The sequence below is a fragment of the Tepidicaulis sp. genome, from assembly GCF_965222285.1.
GTDB lineage: Bacteria > Pseudomonadota > Alphaproteobacteria > Parvibaculales > Parvibaculaceae > Tepidicaulis.
This window is the reverse complement of the sequence record NZ_OZ244942.1, coordinates 315,804-338,345: the sequence shown is the minus strand read 5'-3', so window position 1 is coordinate 338,345 and position 22,542 is coordinate 315,804. Positions and strand designations below refer to the sequence as shown.

The 22,542-nt window shown below is 61.0% G+C and carries 17 protein-coding genes; 9 read left to right on the top strand and 8 right to left on the bottom strand.

Going from position 1 to position 22,542, the window contains the following annotated elements:
- Window positions 1–19: 19 nt before the first annotated feature.
- Window positions 20–850, bottom strand: coding sequence for a cyclase family protein (locus ACOQOT_RS01470; RefSeq protein WP_420560620.1), 831 nt, complete (start codon window positions 848–850; stop codon window positions 20–22).
- A gap of 166 nt (window positions 851–1,016) precedes the next feature.
- On the opposite strand from ACOQOT_RS01470, the gene ACOQOT_RS01465 reads away from it, so the two are divergent.
- On the top strand, window positions 1,017–1,829 hold the full coding sequence (locus ACOQOT_RS01465; RefSeq protein WP_420560619.1) for an acyl-CoA thioesterase: 813 nt from the start codon (window positions 1,017–1,019) through the stop codon (window positions 1,827–1,829).
- A 203-nt stretch (window positions 1,830–2,032) separates the two neighbouring features.
- Entirely contained in the window at window positions 2,033–3,556 is a 1,524-nt protein-coding gene (locus ACOQOT_RS01460; protein WP_420560618.1) for an inorganic phosphate transporter, read from the top strand.
- 42 nt (window positions 3,557–3,598) lie between these two features.
- Here the strand turns inward: ACOQOT_RS01460 and ACOQOT_RS01455 are convergent, their stop codons facing one another.
- Both ACOQOT_RS01455 and ACOQOT_RS01450 read right to left on the bottom strand, forming a co-directional pair.
- Entirely contained in the window at window positions 3,599–4,063 is a 465-nt protein-coding gene (locus tag ACOQOT_RS01455; RefSeq protein WP_420560617.1) for an NUDIX hydrolase, read from the bottom strand.
- 147 nt (window positions 4,064–4,210) lie between these two features.
- The gene (locus ACOQOT_RS01450) at window positions 4,211–4,717 is read right to left on the bottom strand and encodes a TspO/MBR family protein (RefSeq protein ID WP_420560616.1); all 507 of its coding nucleotides are present in this window, start codon (window positions 4,715–4,717) and stop codon (window positions 4,211–4,213) included.
- Between the two features lie 195 nt (window positions 4,718–4,912).
- Here ACOQOT_RS01450 and ACOQOT_RS01445 point away from each other — a divergent pair, with 195 nt between their 5' ends.
- Window positions 4,913–5,524, top strand: coding sequence for a TetR/AcrR family transcriptional regulator (locus ACOQOT_RS01445; RefSeq protein WP_045449373.1), 612 nt, complete (start codon window positions 4,913–4,915; stop codon window positions 5,522–5,524).
- On the opposite strand, the gene ACOQOT_RS01440 is transcribed toward ACOQOT_RS01445, so the two are convergent.
- Together ACOQOT_RS01440 and ACOQOT_RS01435 are read right to left on the bottom strand one after the other, a co-directional pair.
- Window positions 5,517–8,618 carry an efflux RND transporter permease subunit gene (locus ACOQOT_RS01440; protein WP_420560615.1) on the bottom strand — a complete coding sequence of 1,034 codons (3,102 nt, stop codon included), beginning with the start codon at window positions 8,616–8,618 and terminating at the stop codon, window positions 5,517–5,519. The two genes, ACOQOT_RS01445 and ACOQOT_RS01440, sit on opposite strands and share 8 nt — an antisense overlap.
- Complete coding sequence (locus ACOQOT_RS01435) at window positions 8,615–9,850, bottom strand: efflux RND transporter periplasmic adaptor subunit (protein ID WP_420560614.1); 1,236 nt, start codon at window positions 9,848–9,850, stop codon at window positions 8,615–8,617. Before ACOQOT_RS01435 ends, ACOQOT_RS01440 begins: the two co-directional genes overlap by 4 nt.
- A 174-nt stretch (window positions 9,851–10,024) precedes the next feature.
- Here ACOQOT_RS01435 and ACOQOT_RS01430 point away from each other — a divergent pair, with 174 nt between their 5' ends.
- The 6 genes from ACOQOT_RS01430 (at window position 10,025) to ACOQOT_RS01405 (ending at window position 19,676) form a co-directional block, all read left to right on the top strand.
- Window positions 10,025–10,642 (top strand): TetR family transcriptional regulator, encoded by a 618-nt coding sequence (locus tag ACOQOT_RS01430; protein WP_420560613.1) that lies wholly within the window; start codon window positions 10,025–10,027, stop codon window positions 10,640–10,642.
- A 37-nt stretch (window positions 10,643–10,679) separates the two neighbouring features.
- A complete protein-coding gene (locus ACOQOT_RS01425) occupies window positions 10,680–11,792 on the top strand; it encodes a phospholipase (protein WP_420560612.1) in 1,113 nt (370 codons plus the stop codon).
- Between the two features lie 137 nt (window positions 11,793–11,929).
- Window positions 11,930–13,564 (top strand): ATP-binding protein, encoded by a 1,635-nt coding sequence (locus ACOQOT_RS01420; RefSeq protein WP_420560611.1) that lies wholly within the window; start codon window positions 11,930–11,932, stop codon window positions 13,562–13,564.
- A 177-nt stretch (window positions 13,565–13,741) separates the two neighbouring features.
- Window positions 13,742–16,426, top strand: coding sequence for a glycosyltransferase family 2 protein (locus ACOQOT_RS01415; protein WP_420560610.1), 2,685 nt, complete (start codon window positions 13,742–13,744; stop codon window positions 16,424–16,426).
- Between the two features lie 244 nt (window positions 16,427–16,670).
- Window positions 16,671–18,701, top strand: a complete 2,031-nt coding sequence (locus tag ACOQOT_RS01410; RefSeq protein ID WP_420560609.1) for a methyl-accepting chemotaxis protein — start codon at window positions 16,671–16,673, stop codon at window positions 18,699–18,701.
- Between the two features lie 177 nt (window positions 18,702–18,878).
- Window positions 18,879–19,676 carry an acyl-CoA thioesterase gene (locus tag ACOQOT_RS01405; protein WP_420560608.1) on the top strand — a complete coding sequence of 266 codons (798 nt, stop codon included), beginning with the start codon at window positions 18,879–18,881 and terminating at the stop codon, window positions 19,674–19,676.
- A gap of 4 nt (window positions 19,677–19,680) precedes the next feature.
- Here ACOQOT_RS01405 and ACOQOT_RS01400 read toward each other — a convergent pair whose 3' ends face one another.
- The 3 genes from ACOQOT_RS01400 to ACOQOT_RS01390 all read right to left on the bottom strand — a co-directional run bounded on the left by ACOQOT_RS01400 (window position 19,681) and on the right by ACOQOT_RS01390 (window position 22,522).
- Window positions 19,681–21,012 carry a S8 family serine peptidase gene (locus ACOQOT_RS01400; protein ID WP_420560607.1) on the bottom strand — a complete coding sequence of 444 codons (1,332 nt, stop codon included), beginning with the start codon at window positions 21,010–21,012 and terminating at the stop codon, window positions 19,681–19,683.
- A 335-nt stretch (window positions 21,013–21,347) separates the two neighbouring features.
- Window positions 21,348–21,959 carry a hypothetical protein gene (locus ACOQOT_RS01395; RefSeq protein WP_420560606.1) on the bottom strand — a complete coding sequence of 204 codons (612 nt, stop codon included), beginning with the start codon at window positions 21,957–21,959 and terminating at the stop codon, window positions 21,348–21,350.
- Window positions 21,956–22,522 carry an RNA polymerase sigma factor gene (locus ACOQOT_RS01390; protein WP_420560605.1) on the bottom strand — a complete coding sequence of 189 codons (567 nt, stop codon included), beginning with the start codon at window positions 22,520–22,522 and terminating at the stop codon, window positions 21,956–21,958. Before ACOQOT_RS01390 ends, ACOQOT_RS01395 begins: the two co-directional genes overlap by 4 nt.
- Window positions 22,523–22,542: the final 20 nt, after the last annotated feature.

The following is a 22,542-nucleotide window of genomic DNA, read 5'->3' as shown; positions in this document are numbered from 1 at the left end:
TCTCTGTCCTCTCGCGGCCTTATTGCGCCGCTTCTTCCGGGATCATCGCAATCACCCGCACGGGCCCGCCGGAACCTTTGCCGATCTTCATCGGCAACGCCATCACCACCGCGCCTTTCGGCGGCAGACGGTCCAGATTGGTGAGATTTTCCAGGCCGGAAATATTATGCGCCCCGGCAATCTGGTGGACGATGAAATTCCTCGACTGGCCGTAATCGATGGAGGCGGTATCCACCCCGATCATCTTCGCGCCGCGCTCTTCAAGCAGGAGCCGGGCGGCCGCTTCCCCGAAACTTGGAAAATGCAGCGCATCCGTGCGCCCCGGCCTGTCATCGCCGAGATAGGCTTTCACATCCGGCCAGCGCTGGCTCCAACCGGTGCGCAGCAGTACGATGGCGTTCTCTTCGATTGCACCATGCGCCGCCTCGAAACCCGTCACATCTTCCACCGTCAAACGGTAGTCGGGATTGCCCGCCGCCTTTTCAGAAATATCGATCACCACCGCAGGGCCGATGAGTTTTTCCGGCGCCACTTCATCGACGCTTTCCCCCTTCTCATCGAAATGAATGGGCGCATCGAGATGTGTGCCGCCATGTTCGGGCGAGCAGAAACTGTAAGCGGAATAAAACCAGCCTCCTTCCGTATGGCCGAAACTAAGAACTTTGTGTTGAAAGCGGGTGGGCGCGTTCGGCCAATAGATCGTGCTTTCATCATACGTGTGGGTGAGATCGACGAGCTTTGCCTTCGCAAGATCGATCTCCGCCGCCTTTGCCTGACCCGCCTCCTGGCCCGCTAGAGCAGCAAGCAGCCCGGCGGCCAAGCATCCCAAAAATTTCCGTTTTATCGACATATCTCGTTTTCTCCCCATAAACCCGGATTTCAGCATAGGCGCTTTGCCGGGCGGGGCAATGGCTCTGCCGCTTTGTACGGGCTGCAACTTGCGGGCGGCGGCAAAGATGTATAGCTAGACGCCCAATCCCATCGACCCAACTGACAAGCTGCACAGATAGGCCGCCATGAGTAACGCCGAGCACCTTTTCGAGCTGCAATCGACCCATAACCCGCACCGGCATTTCCTGCCCGTGGAAGAAAAGCTGAGCGTCGGCCCGCCCGGGAATCTTTTTCTCTTCGGCGGTGTGGGCCTTGCCTCCTCCATCACGGCGATGGAGCGCACGACCGGGCGGCCCACCATCTGGGCGACGGCGCAATATCTTTCCTATGCAAGGCCGGGCGAGATTGTCGATCTCGATGTGCTGGTGCCCGTGCACGGTAAATACAACACCCAGGCCCGCGTCGTCGGCCATGTGGGCGACCGGGAAATCTTCACGGTCAACGCAGCGCTCGGCGCACGCCCGAGTGAGATTTCCGCGCAATGGGCCACGAAGCCCGAGGTTGCCCGGCCCGAAGACTGCCCGCCGGTCGATCATTGGCAGGAAGACCGCGCCGACCTTCACGGGCGCATCGACGTGCGCGTCGTCAAAGGCCGCTACGGTGCGGCGCGCAAGGAAGGCGGCTTTTCCGAAGACGGGCATGTGGTGCTCTGGGCGAAGATGCGCGAAGGCCTGCCGATCAATTCAAGCGCGCTCGCGGTGATCGCCGATTTCGTGCCTTCCGCCATCGGCAATGCAATCGGCAAAGATGCAGGCGGCAACAGTCTCGACAACACGATCCGCATCCGCGAAGTGGTGCCGACGGACTGGGTGCTCTGCGATATCCGCATTCACGGCGTGCATGGCGGTTTTGCCCATGGGCGCATGCATATCTTCGCCGAAGACGGTACGCTGATGGCAAGCGCCAGTCAGTCCGTCATCCTGCGTATCCGCGAGTAAAAGCGCCGCTTCCCTTGCGGCAGGCGGCCTATACCTTCCTCATCTTGAAGGGGCTGGCCTCATCTTGAAGGGGCTGGGATGGGACCGGCAGTCACGTTATAAAGGGCGCCGAAACGAGGGGCCGGGCTCCGGGAGCCCGGACTTTGGGGGAGAAGGCCTTAGGCGAGAAAAGGCCGGCCGAAATTCTGACAAGGGACCATCTTGTGACCGATGACCGCCTGAACAAAGACCTCGACCGCATGCTCACGCCGCTGGACGAGGCATTGGATGCGCGCGCGCGCAAATTCGCGGCCCCCGGCCTTGCCCTTCTCTTTCTCGTCGCCGTCGTGCTCTTTGCCAATGCCGTGGTGCAGGACGACATTCCGCTGCGTTTCTTCGTCATCGCGGCCGGCGTTATCGGTGGCTATATGGCGCTGAATATCGGCGCGAACGACGTCGCCAACAATATGGGACCGGCGGTCGGCGGGCGGGCGCTGACCATGACGGCGGCGCTTATCATTGCCGCTATATGCGAAGCGGCCGGCGCGGTGCTCGCGGGCGGCGACGTCGTTTCCACCATTTCCAAGGGCATTATCGCGCCGCCTCAGGCGGACAACACGCTCGACTTCGTTTTGATGATGATGGCTGCGCTGCTTTCGGCGGCCATGTGGATCCACCTTGCCACTTTCTTCAACGCCCCTGTCTCCACCACGCACTCCATTGTGGGCGGCGTGCTCGGCGCAGGTGTCACGGCGGCAGGTTTTCAGATCGTCAATTGGGGCACGATGAGCGCCATTGCCGCAAGCTGGGTCGTCTCGCCGGTACTGGGCGGGGTCATTGCGGCCAGCATGCTGGGGCTTATCAAATGGACGGTGCTTTTCCGCGAGGACCGCGTGGAGGCGGCGCGGCGCTGGGTGCCCTTCTTCATCGCCATCATGGTGGGTGTTTTCGCCGCTTATATGTCGCAAAAAGGTTTTAAGCGGATATGGCATCCCTCGGGGGCGACCGTTGCTGCCGTCTCCGTCGCCAGTTTCTTTGCCGCTTGGGCGATTTCCATTCCCTGGATCCGTATGCGCGCGCGCCAGATCGAGAACAAGCGCAAGCAGGTCACAAGCCTTTTCGATCTGCCGTTGATCTTGAGCGCCGGTCTTCTCTCCTTTGCCCATGGGGCAAATGACGTCGCTAACGCCGTCGGGCCGCTTGCCGCCATCGTTTCCGTCGCAACGCCGGGCGCTTTGGGCGGCGTTGCAACGGAAGTCGGCATTCCCTTCTGGGTGCTGCTCATCGGCTCGACCGGCATTGCCGCGGGCCTTGCTCTTTTCGGGCCGCGCCTCATCCAGACCGTGGGCAAGAAAATTACCCGCATGGACATGGTGCGCGCGTACTGCGTGGCGCTTGCCGCGGGCATTACCGTGCTCATCGCCTCTGCGCTCGGCCTGCCGGTGAGCTCCACGCATATTGCAATCGGCGGGATTTTCGGCGTCGGGTTTTTGCGCGAGTTTCTGATCAACCGCAATATCAAGCGCTCGACGGTCATCGGCAATAAGGAGCCGAAACCGGCAAACTGGCCCGGCAAGCTCAACAAGACGCCCGAGCAGGCGCTCAAACGCGCGCGCAAAAGAGAAAAGCGCCGCCTTGTACGCCGGCGTCATATGTACGGGATTGCCGCTGCCTGGGTAATTACGGTGCCGGCAGCCGGCCTTCTGGCAGGCGGCATCTATCTCTGCTTCCGCCTGGTCTTCGAATAAGACGCGCGCAATCGGGGCAATCGCCCCTGCGCCCAGTTTGTTTTAAGACTGACCTGCGGTCACCTCTTCCGCCGCCACGATGGCGCGCGCCGCTTCGACATAGCGCTCGTCATCGACAAGCTCGGCAAGCTCGTTCAGCGTGACCCAGTGGCGATGCCGCCCGCCCCGGTCCGGCCATTTATCTTCCTGATAAGCAACGCGCATCGGGTAAAGGCAAAGCTCGCCGTCGCGGCGCCCCCCCTTGCGCTCCAGCGAGACATCGAAGCAGATCAGCGCTTTATCCAGCACCTCGCCGACGACACCCGCCTCTTCGAACGCTTCGCGCGAAGCGGCCTGCGCACTGCGCTCGCCCTCTTCGATATGACCTTTCGGGAAAATCCAGCGCCCGCTCGAGCTGGTAATCAGCAAGAAGAGCACATGGCCTTCGCGCACCGCATAGGGCACCGCCCCTGCCTGGCGCAGAGGCTCCCGCTCTCCGGAGCGCGTTTCATCTTGCCGTAGATCCATTGTTTCCTCACTCCGGCCTCATCCCGTGCCGCTTTTGACAAAAGCGAATCACTTGTGAGGCCTTGCGGCCATTATTGCTTTATCCGGTATGGCCGCTGCAAGTCCCGCCTTCTTCAGGCTCTGTCCGAGAGATAGAGACTTGCCGCTTCAATTCAAAAACACAATCGAGGCATTGAGCAGTGTAGCATAGGCCGTCCAAAGCAGATACGGCAGGAAGAGCGCGCCGGCGACCGTGTCGATCCGCCAGAAGGCGCGCATGGTCAGCACAATGAGCACCAGCAAAAGGGCGATCTCGGCAAGCGCCCAGCTGGGAGAGCGCAGACCGAAGAAAAGCGCGCTCCAGCCGAGATTAGCGGCAAGCTGCCCGTAGAAAAGGGCAAGCGCCGCCCCGCGCCCTGCCGCCTCCATCCGCCAGACGCGCCAGGCGGCAAGCGCCATCATCAGATAAAGCGCCGACCAGACCGGCGCGAAAACCCAATCCGGCGGATTGAAAGAAGGTTTGACGAGCGTCTGATACCAGCTCGAGACACTCGAAGCCGTCATCATGCCGCCCAGAAGGGAGACCAGCACAACGGAGGCGAGGAAAACCGCACAGCCCGCCAGGCTCTGCGCGAGGCTCAACTCTCTGCGCGCCGTCTTTTCCGCCGTGTTCATGCCTTCCGTTCCTTTCTTGCCGCCGCCTATTCCGCCGCTCGCGCAAGGCAGGCGCTGCGTCACACCCTCACACAAGTTAGGTGTCCCCGCCTTCACGTCCAGAGGCGGTGATGATTGCATTTTTGCGCGCCTTTCCGGCCTTTTCTTTCGGGAAGATAGTTGCCACTATCGGGCACCTGAAAAACGAGAGTTGCCATGAGTCCCGCCGGTCCGATTAAAAAGAAAAGAACGCAAATCCTGGACGCCGCCGCGCATCTCTTTGCAACGCAGGGCTATTCCGGCACGAGCGTGGAGGAAATCGCCCGCCTCGCCAAGGTAGCAAAGCCCACGGTCTATAGTCATTTCGAAGGCAAGCGCGATGTGCTCGAAGCCTTGCTTCAGGCGCGCACGGAAGAAATGACGACCTATTTCAGCCAGCTTGAAATCAAAGGCGAAAGCCCGGAGAAGGTCGTGACCGCCATTATCGAGGTGATGGCGGATGTGCTCTCGCGCGAGGAAACGATCGGCATTTACCGCATGCTCGCCGTGGAAGGCGCGCGCGACCCGGAACTTGCCAAGGCCTATCTCGCCAAGGCGGAAAATTCCGTGGAAGTCTGGATCGAGAGTTATCTGGCCAAACAGGCCAAGGCGGGGCAATTGCGCATCGAAGATCCGGCCTGGGCGACCTATACGCTCTTGCAGATGACCAAGGGCAAGCTGATGTTCAAACCGCTATTCGGTCTCGCCAAGCCGCCGAGCAAGCGGGAAGTGAACAAGCACGTACGCCAATGCGTCGCCTTCTTCCTCGATATCTGGAAAGTCAGATAGTTTCTTTCGCCCGCCTGCGGCTGACCAGCGTGAAGAGCCAGGGCACGAAGAGCGTCGCGATAAAGGTCGAAGCAAGCATGCCGCCGATGACGCCCGTGCCGATGGAATGACGGCTCGCGGCGCCTGCCCCGCTCGATATGGCAAGCGGCACCACGCCCAGTACGAAGGCAAGCGAGGTCATGACGATGGGCCGGAAACGCAGACGCGCGCCTTCAATGGCCGCTTCGGCAAGGTCCATCCCTTCTTTCGATTTCATGTACGCGAATTCGACGATCAGAATGGCGTTCTTCGCCGACAGGCCGATCAGCGTCACCAGGCCGATCTGGAAATAGACGTCATTGTTCAACCCGCGCAGCCAGACCGCAAGAATAGCACCGAAAATCGCAAACGGCACGGCCAGCACGACGGCAAGCGGCAGCGACCAGCGTTCATAAAGCGCGGCCAGAATGAGAAAGACCATGACAAGGCCCATGGCGAAGGCAAGGAAAGAGGAAGAGCCCACCATCTTTTCCTGGTAAGCCGAGCCCGTCCAGGCGATGGAGAAATTGCCCGTGATGACTTCCGCCGCCACTTCATCGATGGCCGCCAGCGCTTCGCCGGAAGAATAGCCCGGGGCGGGCGAGCCCAGCACTTTGGCGGCCGGGAAGATGTTGAAACGGTCGAGCTGCGAGACGCCGGCAATGCGTTCGGCTTTGACGAGCTCGTTGACCGGGATCATCTCGCCGCTTCCCGAGCGCACGAAAACCTGCTTCAGATCTTCGGCGCGCTGACGGAAGGCCGTTTCAGATTGCAGATTGACCTTGAAGGTGCGCCCGTAAAGCGTGAAGTCATTCACATAGAGCGAGCCCACGGTGCTTTGCAGCGTCTCGAAGATCAGCGTCAGCGGCACGCCGAGCGCTTTTGCTTTCTCACGGTCGACATCGAGCCGGTATTGCGGCACATCGGCGGAGAAGGTCGTCGCAACCTTGGCAAGCTCCGGGCGCTCATTCGCCTTTTCGACGAAGCGGTTCGCCATTTCCTGCAGCCGGTCGAGGCCGCCGCCCGAGCGGTCCTGCACATAAAGCTCGAAGCCACCCGTCGTGCTCATGCCGCGAATGGGCGGCGGGTTGAGCGCGAAAATCGAGGCATCTTTGATGTCGCCCATCAGCCCGACGAGACGGGGGGCCAGTTCTTCCGCCCCCTCACCGGCGCCCGTGCGCTCGGACCAGTCTTTCAACGTCACGAAGGAAACGAGACTGTCGGTCTTCTGCCCGCCTGCCGTCACATCGAAACCGGCAAAGGTGGTGACTTCATCGATTTCCCGCTGCGCCAGAAGCCGCTCCGTCGCGCTATCGGCCACCTTGATCGTGCGGTCGAGCGAGGCGGCGGGCGGCAGCGAGCCCAGCACGAAGACATAGCCTTGATCTTCATTGGGAACGAGACTGCCGGGCACGCGCCAGAAAAGCGCGAGCGTCAGCCCCGCCACGACGCAAAAGCCAATGGCCGCAATCACCTGGCGGTTCAGAAGCCAGGCGACACCGCGCGTATAAGCCTCCGTCAGCCGGTCGAAGGCCTCGTTGAACTTGTGAAAAAGCGGATGGCCCGCCGTTTCATCCGCCGCCAGCAACGCGCAGAGCGTTGGCGTCAAAGTCAGCGCGACGAAGCCGGAAATCGCGACGGAGACGGCAATGGTGATCGCGAATTGCTGATACATGCCCCCCGTCAGCCCGCCCATGAAACCGACCGGCACGAAAACCGCGCAAAGCACGAGCACGATGGCGATGACGGGGCCCGACACCTCTTTCATCGCCTTGATCGCCGCCTCACGCGGGGTCAGTTTTTCGGTGCGCAGAATACGCTCGAAATTTTCCAGCACCACGATCGCATCGTCCACCACGATGCCGATGGCCAGCACCATGCCGAATAGCGTTAGCAAGTTGATGGAAAAGCCGAGGAGATACATGCCCGCAAAGGTGCCGATGATGGAAACGGGAATGGCCAGAAGCGGAATGATCGTCGCGCGCACGCTCTGCAGGAATAGAAAGACCACCGCAATGACGAGGACGATGGCCTCGATCAGCGTCATGATCACTTCCTGGATGGAAACTTCCACGAATTTCGTCGTATCGAAGGGTACGGCAAAAGAAAGCCCTTCGGGGAAATTGGCCGACAGCATCTCCATGCGCGCATTGACGGCACCTGCCACATCGAGCGCATTGGCGCCCGGCTGCATGAAAATGCCGATGGCGACGGAAGGCTTGCCGTTATAGGTCGCCTGAAAAGAATAATCCTGCGCGCCAAGCTCGATGCGGGCGACGTCTTTAAGGCGCAGCGCAGCGCCCGTCTCATCGGACCGCAGAATGATATTGCCGAAAGCTTCGGGCGTATTGAGGCGCGAGGGCGTGATGACAGAATAGGTGAACTCGATCTCGCTCGATACGGGTTCGGCGCCGAAGCGCCCGGCGGCAAATTGCGCATTCTGTTCGCGGATAGCGGCGGCAACGTCTGTCGGCGTCAACTCGAAGCGCGCCAGAATGTCCGGGCGCAACCAGATACGCATCGAGTAATCCTTGGCGCCGAAAAGGCGCACATCCCCCACCCCCGGCACGCGCTTCAAATCGTCCACCACATTCAGCAGCGCATAGTTGGAAATAAAGATCGGGTCATGCCCCTCATTCGAGGAGGACATGGTGATCACTTCCAGAATGGAGCTCGAGCGTTTATCGACGCGCACCGCCTGGCGGCGCACTTCTTCGGGCAGCGTCGTGAGCGCGCGCTGCACGCGGTTATTCACATCGATGGTCGCCTGATCGGGATCGGTTCCGACTTCGAACGTGATGGTGATGGAAAGATTGCCCGCGCTCGAACTTGTCGAGGACATATAAAGCATGCCCTCGACGCCGTTAATCTGCTGTTCGAGGGGCGCGGCCACGGTTTCGGCAATGACGCCGGCGCTTGCGCCCGGATAGCTTGCAGAAACCACAATCTGCGGCGGCACGATATTCGGATATTGCTCGATGGGAAGCACGCGCATCGCCAGAAGCCCGACCAGCACGATGATGATGGACAGGACAGAAGCAAAAACGGGACGGTCGATAAAAAATCTGGCGATCATTGCACGGCCGTTCCGTTTTCCTCTTCAGCCACTTTCTTTTCTGCGCCTGCGCCTTCTTTTGCCAAATTATCCTCGGGCGCGTCCGCGCCCGGCCCATTGTCGATGACGACCTGCGTGCCCGGATGCACTTTCACCACACCCTCTGTAACGATGCGCTCGCCCGCTTTAAGGCCCGCCTTGATCACCCAAAGATCATCCAGTTCCTCACCCAGCGTCACGGAGCGGCGGATGGCTTTATCGTCCTCGCCGATGACATAAACATAAGCGCCGTCGGCGGCCTGCATCAGCGCGCGCTTGGGAATGGCGATGGCGTCCTTGATGGTCAGACCCGAGACAAGCAGCGTGACGAACTGGCCCGGCACCAGCACTCCGTCCGGATTGCCGAGAATGGCGCGGGCGCGGATCGTGCCCGTGGAGGTGTCGACCGTATTATCGGTGAAGTCCACATAGCCTTCCCCGGCATAATATTCGCCGCTGCCGAAACGCACGCGCACCGAGTAGCGCTCGTTTTCCGGTTCTTCGATACGGCCCGAAACGATTTGCTGGCGCAAGGAGGCCGCTTCCGTCGCCGCATAAGAAAAGTTTACATAGACCGGGTCGAGCTGCGTCATCGTCGTCAAAAGCGAGCGGTCAGGCCCGGTGCCGATCAGGCTGCCTTCGGAGACTTCCTCCCGGCCCGTTGCGCCGGTGATCGGCGCGCGCACGGTCGTGTAACTTAAGTTGAGTTCCGCGGTTTCCAGTTTCGCGGCCGCGTCCTGCACCAGGCTGCGCGCGGTTTCCAGATCCGCCAGCGCCTCGTCCCGGCGCTGCGCGCTCACCGTGCCTTGCTTATGGAGCGAGCGGATGCGCTCCCAGCTCCGCTCGGCGCGTTTCAGATTGGCTTTTTCCTGGCCGAGCCGGGCCTTGGCGCTTTCCAGCTCCGATTCGTAAGGGGCGGGATCGATGAGGAAGAGCACATCGCCTTCCTTGACCACGCTGCCTTCCTGATATTCGCGCGACAGCAAAATGCCCTCGACACGCGCGCGCACCTCAACGGATTTATAGCCTGCGACGCGGCCGGGATATTCCATGACAAGCGGGCGCGAGAGCGCCTTGACCGCCTCTACATCCACATGCGGCATGGGCGGGCCTTTTGCCTGATCGGCACTCTCCTCGCAGGCGGCGAGCAAGGGGAGGGCCAGAAGCAGCGCCGCGAATTTCGTCCGTATGCACATATTCTGATGGGGAGCCATAAGGTGTGGGACTCCTGACGCGTTGGGGTTTGGGGGAGAACACGATCCGTTCGTGACGCAACGTAACCGTGAGACGCCTCAGGAGTCCCGTTGACTTATACAAACATACATGTATGTATGTTTTTAACTCCCACCTGTCAAGTCCATAGAATATTTTGTCCTAAAAAGCGCGAGATGGTCCGAAAAACCAAAGCAGAGGCCGAAAAGACCCGAACCGAAATCCTGGATGCGGCGGAAACCGTTTTCCTGGAAAAGGGCGCGGCCTCCACCTCGCTGGAAGAGATTGCCCGGGAAGCGGGCGTCACGCGGGGCGCGGTCTATTGGCACTTCGCCAACAAGGCGGACATTATCGACGCGCTGATCGAGCGCACCCGCTTTCCCCAGCAAGACACGATCGCCCGGATTGCCGAGGGCGACGGCGAGGATGCGGCCCTGGCCCTCGAGGCCATCGAAAAGGCCTGTTTCGATTCCCTCAATCTCATCATCGACGATCCGCAGCGCCAGCGGGTGCAGACCATCGTTCTCTTGCGCATGGAAGCGCTCGGCGATGCGCTTGAGCGCCGCGTCGCCTATAACCGCACGATGCGGCAGACCTTTACCCGCGCCTTTGAAGTGGCGCACACTCAAACGCCGCTGGCGGGCAATTGGACGCCGCGCCTTGCCGCTTACGCCGCCTCCACCATGATGCAAGGGATGGTGCGCGAATGGCTGGAAGACCCGGAGCGCTTCGACCTGCGCACGGATGGGTTATCCTGCCTCAGATCGCTCTTTGCTTCCTTCAAGGGCGAGTAGCCAGAAAAAGGCGCGGGCTGTGCGCGGGGAGGTCACTATGAGCGACAACACAGGCAGCGAAGAGGAGATGCTGGAGGCGATCACCGCGCTCGTGCCCCCGCTTCTCAATGCCATGGACGCGCTTTCCTTTATCACCCGCCGCCTCCATCCGCCGAAACTGGCAGAACTGATCGACGCGGTCGGCCCGGTGGATGCGCCGGTGCGCGAAGGGCTTGCCGCATTCCAGGCGCAAAACTGGCCGGAACACCTCACCCGCTTTGCCGAGCAAGTGGCGCTTGCCGCCGAAACGACTCTCAAGGCGTTCGACGGGCTGCATGGCGCCGCGGAAAACGCGCGTAAAGGCGCTCCCGATGCGGTTTTTTCCACCTACCGGGCCCTGCGCTATATGAGCCGCGCCTTCGAGGCGCTTTATCCGGTGGCCGCGATCCTGCCGCCGGTCAGCCGCTTCTTCCTCGATGAGGAACACCGGGGCGATGAAAAACGCTCCGCCGCCCTTTCCGGCCCTCCCGCGCTGCGGGACAATGTCGGGCTTTTGCACGGGGAAAACGAAAAGCACCAGCGCGGCGGGTTTTCGCTTTATGTGCCCGAAGATTTTTCGCCTGAGAAAAAATACCCGCTCGTCGTGGCGCTGCATGGCGGCAGCGGCCATGGGCGCGATTTTGTCTGGAGCTGGCTCTTTCATGCCCGCGCGCGCGGGCTCATGGTGCTTGCCCCCACCGCCCGCACCGATACCTGGGCGCTGACGGGCGATGACATCGACACGCCCAATATCATGCGTTTTCTGGATTTCGTGAAAGCCCGCTGGCCCATTGATGAGGAAAAGATGCTGCTGACTGGCATGAGCGACGGCGGCACCTTCTGCTATGTGAGCGGGCTTCTGGAAGGCTCGCCCTTTACGCATCTGGCGCCCGTCTCCGCCGCCTTTCATCCGCTTCTGGCGGAGGCGGCAAGCCCCGAGCGGCTTGCCGGCCTGCCCATCCGCCTCACCCATGGCAGTCTCGACTGGATGTTCCCCGTGCCCATGGCGCAGGAGGCGGAAACCGCCCTTGCCCGCGCCGGGGCGAGCGTCCTTCTCGATGAGATCGAGGATCTCTCCCATACCTATCCGCGCGAGGCAAACAGCCGGATTCTCGATTGGTTTCTGGGTTGAAAAACGAGCGCTGCCTAACTTTTTAACCGAATGAAACGAAATCTCCGCCCCTGAACCCCGGACTGCAGGTCAAGCCCGTCCGTTTACCTTGCGCAAAGGCTGCCCGGCTAAGCTAATGGCAACAACAAGGGACGGAAATGGGTTCTTTCTTGGCCAACTGGCGATGGACCGTACCGCGCAGATTGCTGCTGGCTTTCACGGTGCTGGCAGGCGTGATCTGCGCCAGCCTTGCCGCCACGCTCTACACCTTCGCGCATCTGCGCGAGAGCATGGCCGATGTCGCCCAGATCGTGGAAATCTCCCAAGACATTGACGAGATGGCGCAGGCCTCGCTCGGCCAAATCTCCGCCATCCGCAGCCTGCTGCTCACAGGTGAGCGGGAAAACGTTCTGCGCTTCTGGACCGCCGTCTCCCGTTTCAACGAAACGCGGGAGAGATTAGCCGCGCGCGCCTTGCCCGGCTCCATGGCCGAGGAACTCGCCAAACTGGATGCGGTCGTCAAAACCTGGCGCAAGGATACCGCCGAAGTGCAGATCGCGCTGATGCGCAATCCCTGGACCGCCGACACCGCCAAAGCCTTCGAGGCGCTGGGCCGGGGCACGCAATTCATCGCTGCGACGGAACGGGCGGTTGGCCGGCTCAGGGAGATCGAACGGCAAACGGTGCTGCACGCGCTCGATAAGGCTTTGGGCGCGCTTTCTTCCACGGAGATGCTGGTTCTCAGCGGTGCTATCTTTGCGCTTATTTTTGCCATTGCGGCCTGGGCCTATCTCTCCCGCGTCATTGTGCGTCCCCTGACGCAAATCGGCGCCGCCATGGAACGGATCGAAAAGCACGAAGAGAATGCCACCATTCCCTTGCAAGGAAGGCGCGATGAATTCGGCACGCTGGCACGCGGGCTTTCCTCGCTGCTCGGCGCGCTTGGGGAGCGTTCCAACCGGCTGAAAAGCGCGCTGAACGATCTGCGCCAGGCACAGCGCGAACTCGTGGAAAAAGAACGGCTCGCCTCGCTGGGCGGCCTTGTTGCCGGGCTTTCTCATGAGGTCAACACGCCGCTCGGCATTGCCCGCACCTCCGCCTCCAACCTGGAAGAGGTGCTGAAGGACCTTGAGACCCAGGTGGCTGAGGGCACGCTCACCCATAGCGGCATGCTCAAAGCGCTGAGCGCCAGCCGGGAATCCGCGGACCTTGCTTTGCGCAACATCACCCGCGCCGGCGATCTTATGCGCTCGTTCAAAAGCGTGGCGGCCGATCAAAGCGAAAACCGCCGCCGCTATATCCGCCTCAAACCTTATCTCGAAGAAGTGCTGCTCTCTCTTTCCCCGCACATCAAACTGGCGCGCGCCACGGCCCGCGTCGATTGCGAGGAAGAAACAGGCCTCGTGACGGACCCGGGCGCCTTGTCGCAGATCCTCACCAATCTCGTCACCAATTCACTCACGCACGGCTTCGAGGGGCGCACAGGCGGCGAGATCAAGATCGGCGCCGAGCAAACCCAGAACGGTATCTGCCTTGCCTATATGGACAATGGCGCGGGGATCGAGCCTTCGGACCGCCAGCGCATTTTCGATCCGTTCTTCACGACGAAGCGGGGCCGCGGCTCCTCGGGCCTTGGTCTTCATATCGTTTATAATATCGTCACCGGCGGCCTTGGCGGAACGATTGAAGTGGAAAGCGCGCGCGGTATCGGCACCCGTTTCCTCATCACACTGCCAAGCCCGGCCCGCGGCGAGGCGGAAGACAATTCCGGCAGCGGCGCGGCCGTGGCCTGAGTGCTCTTAGGCAAGCCGCCCAAAACGCCTCATTTCCGGGAACAAACACTGCTTCCTTCCGTTTTTCACATGGTCTCTTTCCGCGCGGATCGGGATAACCTAAATTCGCCATAATCTGCGCGTTGAGTGCGCGCCCGTCGCGGCCCGATTTGGGCCTGCCGCAATGAAGCTTGTGACATGAGCCCCAAGACCATCGCCCGCCGCCTGCCCAGCGCCCTTCGCATCGGCATTTTCCTGCTTATCGTTCTGCCGCTCATGATCGCGGCCAATATCGCGGTCTGGAGCGCCATCCATCAGCCGCGCAGCACGCAAGGCTGGACAGGCGAAATTGTCGGCTTCGCCTTCAGCCCTTTTCAGGCCGGGCAGAACCCGGAAGATCTGCTCTATCCAAGCGCGGAGGAAATCCGGCGCGACTTGCAAGTGCTCGGCCCCAAGGCGCAGGCGATCCGTACTTATGAAACGGGCTATGGCTTCGACAAAATTCCCGAAATCGCCGCCGAGTTCGATCTTTCCGTTGCCCTCGGCGCCTGGATCGGGCGCAACGAAGCGCGCAACGAACAGGAAATCGCCCGCCTGACCCCCACCGCTTTCCGGCGCAATGTGGTGCGCGTGGTGGTGGGCAACGAAGCCTTGCTCCGCCGCGACGTAACGGTGGACGAGCTCATTAGCTATATCCGCCGCGTCAAAAAGACCGTGTGGAAGCCGGTCAGTACCGCCGAGCCCTGGCATGTCTGGCTCGATCATCCCGAGCTCGTCAAGGAAGTTGATTATCTGGCCGTCCATATCCTTCCCTACTGGGAAGGGGTGAGCGTGGATAAAGCCGTCGATTATGTGTTCGACCGGATCGGCGATCTGAGAAAAGCCTATCCCGGCAAACCCATCGTGGTGACGGAAGTCGGCTGGCCGAGCCGCGGGCGCATCATTCCGCGCCGGAGTTTTGCCGGCATCAGCGAGGAGACGCTGGAAGAAGAAGCCGTTCCTTCCCTCGTCAATCAAGCCAAGTTCATGCGCACCTTCCTCAACCGGGCGAAGGATGCGGAGATCACTTATTATGTGATGGAAGCCTTCGACCAGCCTTGGAAGGCGAATGAAGAAGGCGCGGCAGGCGGCTATTGGGGCATTTACGATGTGATGCGCGCGCCGAAATTCCCCATGTCGGGCGGCGTCGTCGAATATACGGATTGGCGTTTCTGGGCGGCCATTGCCGCCGGGCTCTCGCTCATCCCCGCCGTACTTTTGCTGCTCGGGCGGCGGCATATGCACCCGGCCGGGCAGATTTTCTTTGCCGCCCTCGTGCAGCTTGGCGGCGCGGCCATTGCCTGGTCGGCGCTCAGTTTCAGCGGCATTTATCTCACCCCCGGCCAGACGATTGCCTGGTCGGTGCTTTTTGCCGCGCAAGGGCTCCTGCTTGTCGTGCTGATCACCGAGGCCGTCGAGCTTGTCGAAGCGCTCTGGGGCCGCACCGGCAAACGGCATGAGGAACTGATCGCCCATCTCGGCAGCGCCGCCGACCATTTGCCGAAAGTCTCCATCCATGTGCCGATCCATAACGAGCCGCCGCATATGGTGCGCGAGACGCTGGCCGCCCTCGCCCGGCTCGATTATCCCGATTTCGAAGTTCTGGTGATCGACAACAACACGAAAGACCCGGAGGTTTGGAAGCCGGTGGAGGCCGAATGTGCGCGCCTTGGCGAGCGGTTCCGCTTTTTCCATCTCGACCCCTGGCCGGGTTACAAGGCTGGCGCTCTTAATTTCGCGCGCAGCCAGACGGCGGAAGACGCGGACGTCATTGCCGTTATCGACAGCGACTATCAGGTCTCGCCCGACTGGCTGAAAACGCTTTGCCCGCATTTTGCCGATCCCGATGTCGGCTTCGTGCAGGCCCCGCAGGATTACCGCGATGCGGGCCAGTCGCTTTTCAAGACCATGACCTATTGGGAATATGCCGGCTTTTTCCATATCGGCATGGTGCTGCGCGACCGCTATAACGCCGTCATCCAGCACGGCACCATGACCATGGTGCGCAAAACCGCGCTCGATGAAGTGGGCGGCTGGGCGGAATGGTGCATTTGCGAGGATGCCGAACTCGGCCTCAAACTATACCGTGCCGGCTATGGCTCGGTTTACGTCAACCGCTCTTTCGGCAAAGGCCTGACGCCGGACACGCTCGGCGCTTATATGACCCAGCGCTTCCGCTGGGCTTATGGCGCCGTGCAGATCATGAAGCACCATTTGCGCGCCTTCCTGCCGGGCAGCGGCTCGGGGCTTAATGCCGCGCAGAAATATTACTTCTTTGCCGGCTGGCTGCCCTGGTTCGCCGACGCGCTGGCGCTTGCCTTCACCGCGGCGAGCATTGCGGTTTCCGCCTGGGCACTCTGGTCGCCGGAAGCCATGCCGCTGCCCGTCGCCGCCTTCATGGTGCCGACCATCGGCAGTTTCCTGTTCAAGGTCATCCGTTCGCTCTGGCTTTATCTGCAGCGGGTGCGCTGCGGGCTTGGACAAAGCCTCGGCGCGGCGCTTGCCGCCCTGGCGCTCACGCACACGGTCGCCAAGGCCGTAGCGATCGGTATTTTCACGAGCGGGCGGCCTTTCGTGCGCACGCCCAAATGCGAAGACCGCGCCGCCTTCTCCGCCATCTTCATTCAGGTGCGCGATGAAGCGATCATGCTCGCCGTGCTTTGGGGCCTCGGCATCGCTTTCCTTTTCCACCCGATGTTCCAGGACTCGCTCTCGCGTCTCTGGATCGCGGTGCTGGCCGTCCAGTCGCTGCCTTATCTCGCCTCGGTACTCACCTCCGTTATCAGCATCCTGGCGCGCGAAAGAGAAAGTCAGCCGGTACCCGCACACGCAGCAGGGGAATAGACACGTGCTGTGCCATTTCTAAGGAAGTGTTTAGAATTTAGTCCTAGTAGTTGAGGTTGTGCTCCGCAGACGGAGCACCGCCTCAGAACGACCCCAGCGGCGGGATGATTTTGCCGCATCAAGAAGGTAAGCGCTCCCCAACAGAGCCAACTTCCATCGTTCCCAAGCGCCACACTCTCAGCCGGCCATATTGCGTATGGACCGGCACCGTCAATCTGCCTGGACCGGCTCTGGAGGAGGGTCCATGCCTATTGGGAATGATCCAATGACCTATCTCGACAACCTGAAAATACCTTTCAAAATCGCCATAAACTCCGGTTCGATCCTTGCCCTTCTGATCATCGCAAGTGCCGTTTCCTTGATCGGGCTGAATGCGCTGCGCGGGAGCCTTTCCGACTACCGGTTATTCGCCCAGCAGACAAATGCCGCCTCCACCGCGCAGAGTCAGCTGCTTTCAGCCCGTCTTCATATGAAGGACTATCTGCTAAGCGGAAACAATGCCAGCGCAGACGATGCCAACGCGCGCATTGAAGCGACGGTAAAGGCGCTAAATGATTCTCTTCCTTTGTATGAAGACGCCAGCGTGCTGGCCCGCATGGAAGACAATGCAGCGCTGACCGGCCAATACCAGACAAACCTTCGCAAGGTCGTATCCCTGCAAGAGGAACGGGAAAAAGATGTAGCGCAAATGGCCGCAGATAGCGAAGCGATAGAGCAAAAATTGATCGCCGAGATGGGGCAGGCGCGCAATGCGGGCCTTCCCGGCGCCGTCCATGAAGCGGGCATGGCGCTGCGCAGTTTTCTAACCGCCAATCTCAATGCCAATCTTTTCTTTGCTCAAGACAACAAGAGCTTCGAAGAGCGATCACGCCAAAGCCTTGCCAAGCTCGAAGCCCATTTGAACACTCTTGAGAAAATGATGAACGACACCTCCGCGCGGGCGGAGATCCGGGAAATCAGCGAACTCGCCCGCAACTATGAAAAACATTTCAGCAGCGCAGCCGCGCTTTTTTCTCAGCGCAATACTGTTGTGACGGGTGCCCTGGACGTCATTGGCCCCAAAATCACCGCAGAGCTGGAAAAGCTGAAAGATGAAAATGAGGTAGAGCAGCGTGCCCTTGGCGCCGAAGCAAGCGCAACGGCAAGCAATGCGCTTCTGATCGGTGCAAGCGCCTCGCTTGCCGCGCTCATTTTCGGAGCCCTGGCCGCCTTCTTCATCGGCCGCAGCATTTCCGCGCCCATCTCTCATATGACCGAAGCGATGAACCAGCTTGCCGAAGGCGATAAATCCGCCGACATTCCTTCGCGCAGCCGAAAGGACGAAATCGGCGCCATGGCCCAGGCCGTTCACGTCTTCAAAGCCAATATGATAAAGGCGGATCAGCTCGCCGCCGAGCAGAAGAAAGAGCGGGAGGGCCGGGAAAAACGCGCCGCTCTCATCGAAAAACTCACGAAGGATTTCGATGAAACCGTCACCGGCGTTCTGACGCAGGTCGGCGCGGCAACGGCACAAATGCAGTCTACCGCCACCGCCATGTCGGCGACTGCAGAAGAAACCAACCAGCAGGCCACCACCGTGGCAGCAGCCAGCGAGCAGGCGTCCGCGAACGTGCAAACGGTTGCTTCGGCTTCCGAAGAACTCTCGACATCCATCGAGGAGATCAGCCGCCAGGTCAGCCAATCCGCGAAGGTCGCCATGTCTGCAAGCGAGGAAGCGGACCGCACCAACACCCAGGTGAGCGGCCTCATGACCGCGGCCCAGAAGATCGGCGATGTCATCAGCCTCATCCAGGACATTGCCGCACAGACCAACCTTCTTGCTCTCAACGCAACGATCGAGGCAGCCCGTGCCGGGGAAGCCGGAAAAGGCTTTGCCGTGGTTGCCTCAGAGGTCAAAACCCTGGCAACGCAAACGGCCAAAGCCACCGAGGAAATCGCCCAGCAGATCGGCAATGTGCAGGGTGCAACGGGTGAAGCGGTAAGCGCGATCCAGAAGATCGGCACGACCATCGGCGAGATCAATTCGATCTCCTCGACGATCGCCGCTGCCGTGGAAGAACAGGAAGCGGCGACACGGGAAATTTCCCGTAACGTGCAGGAAGCCGCCAAAGGCACGCAGGAAGTTTCCGTCAATATTGTCGGCGTGACCCAGGCAGCCGGGGAAACGGGATCTGCGGCCAATCAGGTCAACAGCTCCGCCCGCAGCCTGTCCGAACAGTCGCGCCTTCTCAGCAAAGCCGTTGAGGATTTCCTGCAGGGCGTCAAAGCGGCATAAATTTCTGCAAACTGTTTTTCAAATTCAGTTTCTTAACGCCGGGGAAAGCGGCCTCTCGATCGGGGGGCCGCTTTTTTCATGGGGCTTTCGTCTCAAAGGTGACGGCGCGCCTGCTTGCCGGGAAAATGTCCGGCGCTTATAAACGCGCCATCCTCATTCCACCGGAAAGCACCTTTCATGCAGCCTTTTGCCAGCGTTCTCAGCAGCCTTAACCCCGCTCAAGAGGCCTTTGAAGGCACGATCACGCCCGACTGGCTGCAGGGGCGCACGCTTTTCGGCGGCATGGGCGCGGCGCTTTGCCTGCACACGGCACGCAAGCTGACGGGTGAGGAGCGCCCGCTACGCTCCATGACGGTTTCCTATATCGCGCCCGTCTCCCCGGACGCGCCGTTCGAGATTACCCCGCGCGTATTGCGCGAAGGGCGCAACGTGACGCAGGCAAGCGCGGAACTGCGCCAGAACGGCGCGATCGCCACCGCCGCCAATTTCTGCTTTGCCAAGGACTTTCCTTCCGCGCTCAGCGGCAATGAAATGCCGATGCCCGCCCCGCGCCCGCCGGAAGAAAGCGACCCGCTTCCCTTTTTCGAAGGCATGTCACCTTCCTTCGCGCGGCATTTCGATATGCATTGGTCGCATGGCGCTTTTCCGGTGCAGGGCGCGGAGAAAGGCGACAACCTCGTTTGGGTCCGCCACAAGGACGATGTGTCTGACGTGAAGGAAAGCGCCTTCATCGCCATGGCGGATGCCTTGCCGCCTTCGGCCATTTCCATGCTGAGCAAGCCCGCTCCGCTTTCCACGCTGACCTGGCAGCTCAATATTCTCGATCCTTCCTTTGAAACCGACGATCAATGGTGGCTAACCCATGCCCGCGTGCTCCATGCGGCCAATGGCTATGTCACGCAGGAAAGCCGTTTCTGGAACAGTGAAGGAAAGATTGCCGCCGCAGGCTGGCAGTCAGTTGCCGTTTTCGGCTGAACTTTTAAAAACAGGCCTCTGACGCCCGCACCAACCCAAAGCCGAAGACCGGGTCATATCCCGGCGCGCCCAGATCTTCCGCATGGGCTTTTAGCTGAGCGCGGACATGGGTAAGCGGATCGGCTCTAGCCTCCGCCGGGGCAGCGGTCATAAGCGCCGCGCTAAGGGCGAGCACGAAAGGCGCGGCATAAGACGTGCCCGAGCGATAGCTGCCTCCCCCTTGCGCTTTTGCCAGCCAGATATCGACGCCGGGCGCGGCAAAATCGACATAAGCGCCCTGATTGGCTTTCACATAAATCCGCCGCGCCGCATCGATGGCCGTCACCGCGATGACGCTGTCATAGGCGGCCGGATAAGCAACTGGCGCTCCCGGCCCTTCATTGCCCGCCGCTGCAACAAAAAGCACGCCTTGGCGCGCGCTATAAGAAAGCCCTTCTTCAAGCAGCCTGTTGGGCGGCCCGGCAAGGGAAAGATTCACATAACGCACCTGGCGCGCCATCAGCCAGTCGAGCGCGGTCAGAAACCTTGCCGCGCTTGCCTCTGCCGCCTCCGGCGGGCCGCTGAAAATATCCGCCGCATAAAGCCGCGCGCCCGGCAGAAGCCCCTGAAATCCCGTCTCCGATTTTCCTTCACCGATGAGAAGCGCGGCGATGCCGGTGCCATGATCGCTGCCCCGTCCGTCGCCTTCGCCGGAAAAGTCGCCAAGGGTGAGGCCCGCCGCCCCGCTCAACGCCGGATGAGCACCGTTCACGCCGTCATCGATTATGCCGAAAGCAGCATCCCCTTGAGCACCCGCGGATTTCGGACAGGCCGGGCTTTCCCAGCCGATCAGGCCGGGGGCAAAAAGTTTGGGGCCCGCGGAAAGACCATAGAGATGATTGAAGTCGGTTTGAGCTTCCGGGAAGGTGCGGCGCAATTCTTCCCGCGCTTCTGCGAGCGAGGCGCCTTCCTTCGGCAGGATGACGAACAGCACGCGGCCAAGAGACGGCAGCAGGATACGCTCGCGCACCTCAAAGCCCTCGGCGATAAGCCGGGCTTCTATGCGCGCGCTTTCCTCTTCTCCCGCCATCAAAATGAGATCGCGGGCTGCACCTTCTTGCCCGCTTATGGATGCCGCCCGCGCGCAAGCGGTTATCCGGGCGACAGATTGCGCGCCCTGAACATGCGCAGATGCTTGGGAAGGCGCGCTCAAAAGACCGCTGCGGGCTTTGAGCAGCAGAATTTCATAATTCGCACCGGGCGTAAGCGCCGCATCGGCAGGAATGCGCACCAGGGCCTGCCCGTCCTGACGGCTGAGCTCATCGAGCGGCAAAAGCGCGCTGCCATCCCACATCATAAGCGCCCGGTCCCGCGTCGATGCGCCCTGTAAGGGTGCGCCTGTGAGGGTAAGGATTTGTCCCGGCGCCGCGCAGCCGCTCACGGAAGGCCGGCCGGGCTGAGGGGCAGGCATCGAAGGAGAAGAGGGCTGGGATCCCGGTGATTGAGAGACGGGCGGCGGGGCGGCGGGGCTGAGCCCGCCCCGCTGCGGTGCAGGCGTGCCGGGCAAAGAAGATGCTGCTCCCTCACGTCCCGGCGCGGGCGTGCCTGGGCGAAGCGGTTCCTGCGCGCCAAGGAACCCTGCCCCTGAAAGCAGCGTGATCAGCGCCAAAGCCGCTATGGAAAAAGACCGTCTCATTCGATTTCCACCGACTGCACGAGCGCACTCTCTGCGGCAAGAACGGCGCGCAGATCTTCAAGCGCATGGGCGTCCGCGCCGCGTTTTACCAGCCGGTAAACACCGAGCGCCGAGGGGCCTTCCACGATTTCAAGACTGTGAGAGAGAAGCAGCGCGCGGATCTCGCCTTCCGTGGCACCCGGCTCAAAGATGACTTGCAGCGTGCCCGCTTCGCTGAGGCCCGCCGTCCGGTAACTTCCTTCCTCTCCCGTTATCCGCGCGGCGGTAAAGCCGGTGATAACGGCAAGCGCCAAAGAAGCGGCCACCGCAAAGGCGCGCCCGGCTTTGGGCAAAGCGGCAAGGGAAAAACCGCCGCCGGTATTCTGCTCAGCGCGGATATCGCGCAGAAGCCGCTGCAGGCCCATGGCGCCGGGGCTCGCGAAATCTTCCGCGCCCTCTCTCACCCCGCTTTTGAGGGCTGTGAGAAACGCTTCTTCGGCCCTAGCGGCTTCACGCGTTTCTTCATCCGCCAGTAGCGCCGCTGCCGCCGCCTTCTCTTCCTCGCTCGCCGTGCCGATTACGGCGGCAGTGAGCCATTCTTCTTCTTCGCGTGTCAGGTCCCGTGTCATGCCGCTTCTCCCAATAGCAAGCCAAGGCATTTCTTCATGGCCTGCTTGGCATGATAGACGCGGGTCTTGATGGTGCCTTCCGGGCGGTCCATCACCTCGCCGATCCGGGCGTAGGAAAGCTCCTCGAAAAACGCCATATGCAGCACGAGGCGCTGCACATCCGGCAATTTGTCGAGACAGGTTTTCACATGGGCCGCTTCCTGCGCGCTTTGGAGAATATCCGCTGCGCCCGGCCCCTCATCGGCAATCTCGAAAGCTTCGTCATCAAGTGCCACATGCGTGCCCTTCTTCTTGCGAAGCCGGTCCACGGTTTTGTGAAACGCGATGCTCATCAACCAGGTGCTCACTTTCGATCGTCCTTCGAATTTACCGGCCTTGCGCCATACATCCATGAAGATCTCGTGGAGTATGTCGGCTGCTTCGTGCGGATCGTTCAATTTGGAGCGGATAAAAGCGAAAAGACGTTTCTCGAACGTCTCGTAAAGGGCGGCAAACGCCTTCTCATCGCCCGCGGCAATCCGGGCGATGAGAAAACGCTGGCGATCTTCCTCGCTTTGGGACATATGCCCTCCCCGGCGCAGAC